The organism is Ruminococcus sp. OM04-4AA (assembly GCF_003462585.1).
GTDB classification, from domain to species: Bacteria; Bacillota; Clostridia; order Lachnospirales; family Lachnospiraceae; genus Mediterraneibacter; species Mediterraneibacter faecis.
On the sequence record NZ_QTZH01000087.1, the window covers coordinates 1 to 6497 of the forward strand.

General features: G+C 36.7%; 6 protein-coding genes and 1 pseudogene. 1 reads left to right on the forward strand and 6 read right to left on the reverse strand.

The genetic code is table 11. The features are described 5' to 3' along the window. Nucleotides 1-73: 73 nt before the first annotated feature. Nucleotides 74-523 carry a MarR family winged helix-turn-helix transcriptional regulator gene (locus tag DXB52_RS14600; RefSeq protein ID WP_118107926.1) on the forward strand — a complete coding sequence of 150 codons (450 nt, stop codon included), beginning with the start codon at nucleotides 74-76 and terminating at the stop codon, nucleotides 521-523. Between the two features lie 80 nt (nucleotides 524-603). On the opposite strand, the pseudogene DXB52_RS14605 reads toward DXB52_RS14600, so the two are convergent. The 6 genes and pseudogenes from DXB52_RS14605 to DXB52_RS14620 form a co-directional block, all read right to left on the reverse strand. Next, nucleotides 604-1332, reverse strand: a pseudogene (locus DXB52_RS14605) (amino acid permease); the annotation flags it as partial. A 151-nt stretch (nucleotides 1333-1483) separates the two neighbouring features. Then, nucleotides 1484-1630, reverse strand: coding sequence for a hypothetical protein (locus DXB52_RS16400; RefSeq protein ID WP_207661766.1), 147 nt, complete (start codon nucleotides 1628-1630; stop codon nucleotides 1484-1486). Further along, nucleotides 1605-4001 (reverse strand): DEAD/DEAH box helicase family protein, encoded by a 2397-nt coding sequence (locus DXB52_RS14610; RefSeq protein ID WP_207661768.1) that lies wholly within the window; start codon nucleotides 3999-4001, stop codon nucleotides 1605-1607. Before DXB52_RS14610 ends, DXB52_RS16400 begins: the two co-directional genes overlap by 26 nt. Then, complete coding sequence (locus tag DXB52_RS16405) at nucleotides 3908-4189, reverse strand: DEAD/DEAH box helicase family protein (protein WP_207661767.1); 282 nt, start codon at nucleotides 4187-4189, stop codon at nucleotides 3908-3910. Before DXB52_RS16405 ends, DXB52_RS14610 begins: the two co-directional genes overlap by 94 nt. Nucleotides 4190-4447: 258 nt before the next feature. After that, nucleotides 4448-5539, reverse strand: a complete 1092-nt coding sequence (locus tag DXB52_RS14615; RefSeq protein ID WP_118107928.1) for a hypothetical protein — start codon at nucleotides 5537-5539, stop codon at nucleotides 4448-4450. 289 nt (nucleotides 5540-5828) lie between these two features. Then, nucleotides 5829-6356 carry a DUF3592 domain-containing protein gene (locus tag DXB52_RS14620; protein ID WP_021738880.1) on the reverse strand — a complete coding sequence of 176 codons (528 nt, stop codon included), beginning with the start codon at nucleotides 6354-6356 and terminating at the stop codon, nucleotides 5829-5831. Nucleotides 6357-6497: the final 141 nt, after the last annotated feature.

Sequence of the window (6497 nt, forward strand, 5' to 3'; positions counted from 1 at the left end):
CATCTTTCATTCTTAGACTTACTGATGTCTGACTTGAAATAAAAAATGGATATAAACGAAAAAATTTTATAAATTGATTGATCAATTTTATACAATAGAAAAAATCGTAAATGATTTGGAGAAAAGTCCTCGAAATTACGGTACTACGCAAAAATTTTATTCTAATGAAACTCACACATTAAAAATGATTGCCGAACACGAAGGAATTAATCAAAAAGAATTATCAGAAAAAATGTATCGTACAAAAGGTGCTACTTCTGTCATGATTGAAAAGCTCCTAAAAAAAGAACTCATTGAAAAACGTGTTTCTGATACTGACAGTCGCCGGCATTGCTTATATTTAACAGAAAAAGGTAGAAAAATCAACCAAGCTCACATGCAACATGATACAGAAGTTTTAAAATGCTGGCTGGAAGATGCACACTTTACTGAAGATGAGCTGGATACAGCAACAGATGTATTAGTTCGGTGTATTAATTATTATATGGAAAATATTTATAGTGGAAAAGGTCCTGAACGTTAATGTCAAATCAAAGAATAATAAAATCGGAGAAAGATTATCTATTTTTTAATCTTCTCCGATTTTCTATTTCTTCATAAGAATTATTTTTTTACTTCATATGCTGGACTTAAATGTACTCTCTTATTAAAGATCAAAGCCATGATGACTGAGAATGCAAGAATTCCAATGTTTCCGCAAATCTGTACTGGCGATGTAGAAACCAGTAATACTAAAACAGAAAGTGCTGCAATAATAATGGATGCAATGCAGATTGCTTTCAATTTTCCATTACTTACATAAAACTTGGATTCCTTCCAGATTTCTGGCATCTTTTTCGGAAGCTGCATTGCTGAATATGCAATTACTCCTCGAATAATAGTAAACAGAATAACTGTACTATTTGCAATTGTATTCAGATCAAGTCCTAATAGAATCGGCACAATACCAATCAAGTAGAACAATAACAGAATCAAATATGCAGATCCAAACTTTTTATTTTTCACTGCCAATTTTTTTGGAAGCCATCCATCTTTGCATCCTGTCATAACCGGATACACAATCATACCAATATTAAAATTCAATGTTGTTAACAATGAAAACATTGCACCACCAACAACAAAGAATGTATACACTGTCTTTGGCATAAATACAGCTGCTGAGATACTTAGTGGCTGATTTGCAACCTGATCTACTGGTAAAACGCCAGCTGCGACAGTAGACATTACTGCATAAACAAGTACCACAATTGCTGTAGATGCGATAATAACAAATGGAATATCTTTTGTCGGATTCTTAGCTGCAGAACTATAGTTTACAACATAAGTTGCACCTCCAGTAACAAAATGTCAATAGTTTTTTAATCATTTTTCTCAAAAAGGCAAAAAAATAGAACGTATAGTTTATTTCCATACGCTCTATCTCACATTTCATATTAAATTTTGAATTCTACAAATTTTTTATATTTCGTTGTCAATATGTTTTCTACTCTAACGCCCCTTTTACTTTTTTGTGGGAAATGCACCGCTCCTCCCGATTGGCAAGTGCCTTCACCCTGCCTTCTAACAGAAGTTCCCTTCCTTTTTCATTTCTTGTATACACACAGTCATAATTTCCGATATACGGATGCATGCATTTTGCAAAACGTTCCGCATCCTCCTTCTTTTCGAAAACAATTTGGAATGGCATAGAAACCATTCAGTCCTTTGTGTCCCTTCTTTTTCACAAGTATGTAACGCTGGTTGTCGATCACATCAAAAAATTCATTGACACACTGTGCGAACAACGCTTTATCCCTGCCGCTTCCACCGGACAGATAAATAATATGGTTATCCGGTCCGTTTGATTCTGTCTCAACTTTACAGTGTGTTTCTTCCAGAAGCTGTTGCTCCTCTAATGCTTTGCGGATTCCATTTCCAAATGCCTTTAATCTTTTTAGCGGACTTCCCAACATGAAAATTTTCGGGAAACGTATCATAATTCCAGCCAGTCCGGCAGCAATGAAGAAGTAACAGGTTCCGGCCAGGATACCATTTTGGGACGCTGCAGCAACAATACCTGCCCCAATTGCCCCGATCAGACACAGAATTCCTGACAGGATCATTGTAAGAATCGCATCCCAGAAAACAACACTTGTGACAAATTTGTCTTTTACTTCTGTCTCATCCACAATATCCATTTTGTCATAGACTGCAAGTGCACTGTTCCAACGTTCTTTTAACGTATCGCGCTGCCCCGACATTTTCAGCATTTGTCTGTTAATCCTGTCAATATTCGTTTTATTAAATGGCGTTTTAATAACTGACAACCGTTTCATTCCATTTTCAATCGTATTTTCTGTATAATGCAGACCGAGAAAATGTTCCATCCTTCGCTCCAGCATACTGTAATCTTCACTGATCTGATTGTCATCTGCCTTTAGCACTTCGTTCCACGGTCTTAAACAGACTAAATGCCAGATGTTACTTGTTTTTTCCGGATGTTCTTTCATCACACGGATGGCACGCCCTCTCATCTGGTTGCTTAACATAAATGAGCCTACAAAGCTTGCAAGGATCAGGGAATTGATACAAGGAGAATCCCATCCTTCCCCTAACAGCGATTTTGTACCGATCAGCACCTGCATATAGCCTTTTGAGAAAATATCTGTTACCGCCCCTGTGAGAAAATGTGCATTTCCAACCGCTGTCACTTTAAGATAATCTGTTTCAGAAAGATTTCCGATCCTGCTGAATGTAACTTTTCCGCTCATTCCGATCGCCTGCTCTAATGCTTCTCTTGCCTCTGCCGGAATGATCACAATCGTTCCACAAAGCACCCCAAAACGGATTTGTTCGTTTTTCTTTTCATTGTCACGACGGAGCATCTCAAAAAACGGAAGCACTCCAAGTGAGTTAACATCATATTCTGTATTTCCAATTGCTTTTTCATATTCTTTCCGGATGTAATCTGTCAAAACAAGCAGCCTCAAATCCTGACCGGATGCCTCATATTCATGGAACACAATATCACGGATGCTGTTACATTTTCCAAGGGAATTTGTGAGCATTTTTTCCACTGCCGCACTTTTCGTCATGACGACTTTTTTCTTTTCTATCAGACCGTCGGATTTTAAATCAGCAATTAGCAATTCACGATATGTCTTGTCACACAGGTATGAATCCACATCATCATACAAGAATCCCTGTAACAGACGCTCCATCCATTGCACATTCATGTCCGGTAATTTTTTTGCCCCCAAAAGCCTCTGTAATCTGGACGGAATTGCAATATTTTTGCTCTGTAAATAAATCAACAGTGATGCCAGATATGCCGGATTATCCAGAAGCAGATCATCTGAGAGCTGTCCACTGAACCCCTTATGGCTTCTTACGTACGTAAGGAACTGAGTATCCCGCATGATTTTTTCTGTCATTGCTTTACTGCGTTCTTCAAAACGTCTGACTTCCTTCTCTTCTTCTTTTGTTGGATAGTTGAAGTAAACATAATCCTGATGCGGACAGAGGCTTCCCTCTTTTACGAGCTCCGGTATCGTAATCTCTTCATCGATCTCTCCACACATATTCATGTACCGCGTCCACATAGCCGGTGTGGAATCATATGGTGGTGTTGCTGTCAAAGCGATGATTTTAAGGTTATTCACCTGTTTTTTGAATTCTTCTAATGCTTTCCACCATTCACTTCGCAAGTGGTGGCATTCATCCAGACAGAGTACTTCGATCCCAGCCTCTTTCATCGTCCCAACCAGATCAAAACCGCTGTAATCTACTTCCTTTGTCTCTGTTTTCGCCGGGCACTCGTCTGTGCCTGTGCCACTATCCTCACCTGCATCTTCCTGTATTCCCTGAAATCTTGTCATGGCACTGTGTAATGCCTGATAGGTTGCAACCGTGATCGCCTTTGGCTGTTTTAAATTCTGTGAAAGATAATCTTCCCCCTGTATGCCCTCACATAAAAAAGCTTCCTCAATCCTTGCGATCCACTGCTCCCGGATCGTAATGATGGTGCCAAAATCAGTGCTTTTCCGTTCATCCTGCGGATCAGTTCAATTCCCAATGTCGTTTTCCCGGATCCGGGTGCCGCTACAATATGTATTTTTCCATCTGCCATGTACCTGTCTGCGTGTTCCAAAACCCTTGCCTGATACCTTCTCCATGTTCCTTTAAACTCTAAAATACCTTCGTAATTCATAATCATCCATTTTCCTCTGCTTATTCCACTTTTTCTGTGGTCTGTAACTATTATATACAACTGCCAATTTTCTTACAAGAAAGATTCCGTGTCCAATAAGAAGTATGCCTATGTTGGGATATTTAAATCATTCTGCATCCTCAAAGCAAATGAATTTAAATAGAATTTCAGGTGTGCCTGTGATAAAATATTAATAAGTTTAACAACTGAAATTTGACTGTATCATTTTGTTCATCAAATTTATTATTCATAAGGTGTCTATTTTGATCCTAAGAAGAAATGAATTTTAGGTCTTGTATATTCATCAAACTGATCTTCTGTCTCTGTATCAAATGAACAAGACAAACTGATAGGCGCATCCTGATCATAGAAACGGAAACTCTTATAAAATGTCCCATTTAGAAATTCATCTTTAAATTGTTGTGGAATAGCCTGATAAGATAATATCTCAGGATTAGATACGGATACATTTAAATTCTCAAAAGACTTTTGTAATGTCGCAAAATCTTTTTCTGTCTGCATTAAATTCTCTTCTAAACTCTTATTAATATCCACACCTTCTACATATGAGATATTGATGATAGTACCACTATTATTGACTTGAACATGAACATAACAATCAGTAGCACCTGAATCTCTTAAATATCCCATAACAGTATAACTTGATCTACTACGTGATTCATTTGGATTGTCTGCATGTACTCTTACACATACAGGTTCTAATGCCTTTTTTACTATTTCTACTTGTTTTGCAGAAGCTGCAATTCTTTGATCCATTGCCTGCTTTCCTTTTATATATTGAGGTATATAAGTACCGACTACAATAAGTATTGGGATAACTGCAAAGGCAATGAGTTGTTTTTTTATATCAGGAATAGGGATTCTATAAGCATGTGCCATGTTCTCGGCATTACTTCCTGCTTCAGATAACATATCTATAGATGTAGAGACTGTACTTACTGCACCAGCCACCTGCATAGCACTTCCTATATTCTTTGCAGTATCATTATCACTTTCTTTAAGGAATCGACCAACAGCTTGTGACGCCAAAGCAGCAGATACCTCTTTAGAATAATCTGTTTCTGACTGTTTCACATTTAATCTACCTATAAGAGATTTCCATTTCTTACCGTTCATTCCAAACTTAGGGGCAAGTGCACAGAAACAGAATATAATAACATATATAATGACAAATCCTAATGCAGTAAACATCCCTGTAGGCTGAAAACCTTTGTTTTGGAATACTAAATCATCTATCATCTCTAATGGTACTATTAATGCACATTGTACAAATGAAAAGATGAGTGCAACCACTGCAATCTTTGGATATATACAATATCTTTGAATCATTTTTTTTCTCTTTATTGTTAATCATGGATATCACCTCTGTTTCTAGTATAACTTATTTTTGAATGAAAAAAGAGCGATATTTTGCTCTTACTATATTTGTTTCTTAACTAAAAGGAAATTACGAATATTTTGATGTTTAATACCATACTCAAGTTTGATTGTATCATGGTTCATCCTTGACCCGTTAGAGGGCAACGCATTTAATCCGAACAGCTCATTTAAAATAATATTATTCCTTTATAATTCTACAAACTTGAATTTTGTCTGATTACCAATTATCTTTTGTAATTTATAGCTGCATCAAAAAGAATACCAATACACTCAAGAGTATCGTTACTATTCCCATTATGATAAACATCATGGAAGTAAAACTTTTTGAAATTGGTCTATCAACATAGCACTTTTTAGGATTGTTTGGATTATAATAAACTGTCATCTTACTGTTGATAGGCCACAACTGCTCTGCAAGTTGACGCAAATTTGCAATGGATCCAGTTTTTACATGTAGCCAGCCTTTTTCATCTTCATAGACTTCTGATTTCACCGGTACGGGTACTCCAGATATTTGCGTTGTTTTAATTCCACAAAATATTTTCTTTGTTTTATAACAAGTTCCATTCACAAAGTACTCCACGATTGGATACACCCTTCCATTTCCCGGAAACCCATATTGTTTAACAATACCGTCTGTCTGCTTTGTACACAATTGATTCTGTCTTTTTACAATGATATTGAAAGTAACTCCTAGTAAAACCAATATTACACCAAGACCTCCAACTGTCATCAATTCTAACCATGCAATTTGTATTTCTGTCATAGTTTCATCACCTCAAATTCCAGTTTTCTTGATTCTGCAAACTTGAATTTATATAATTATTCCTCTAACTTTCCCCATTTTATAGGCTTTCCCGCCTGTCCATTAGTGAAATGATATGTAGTTTCCCTTATTTTTGCCCTT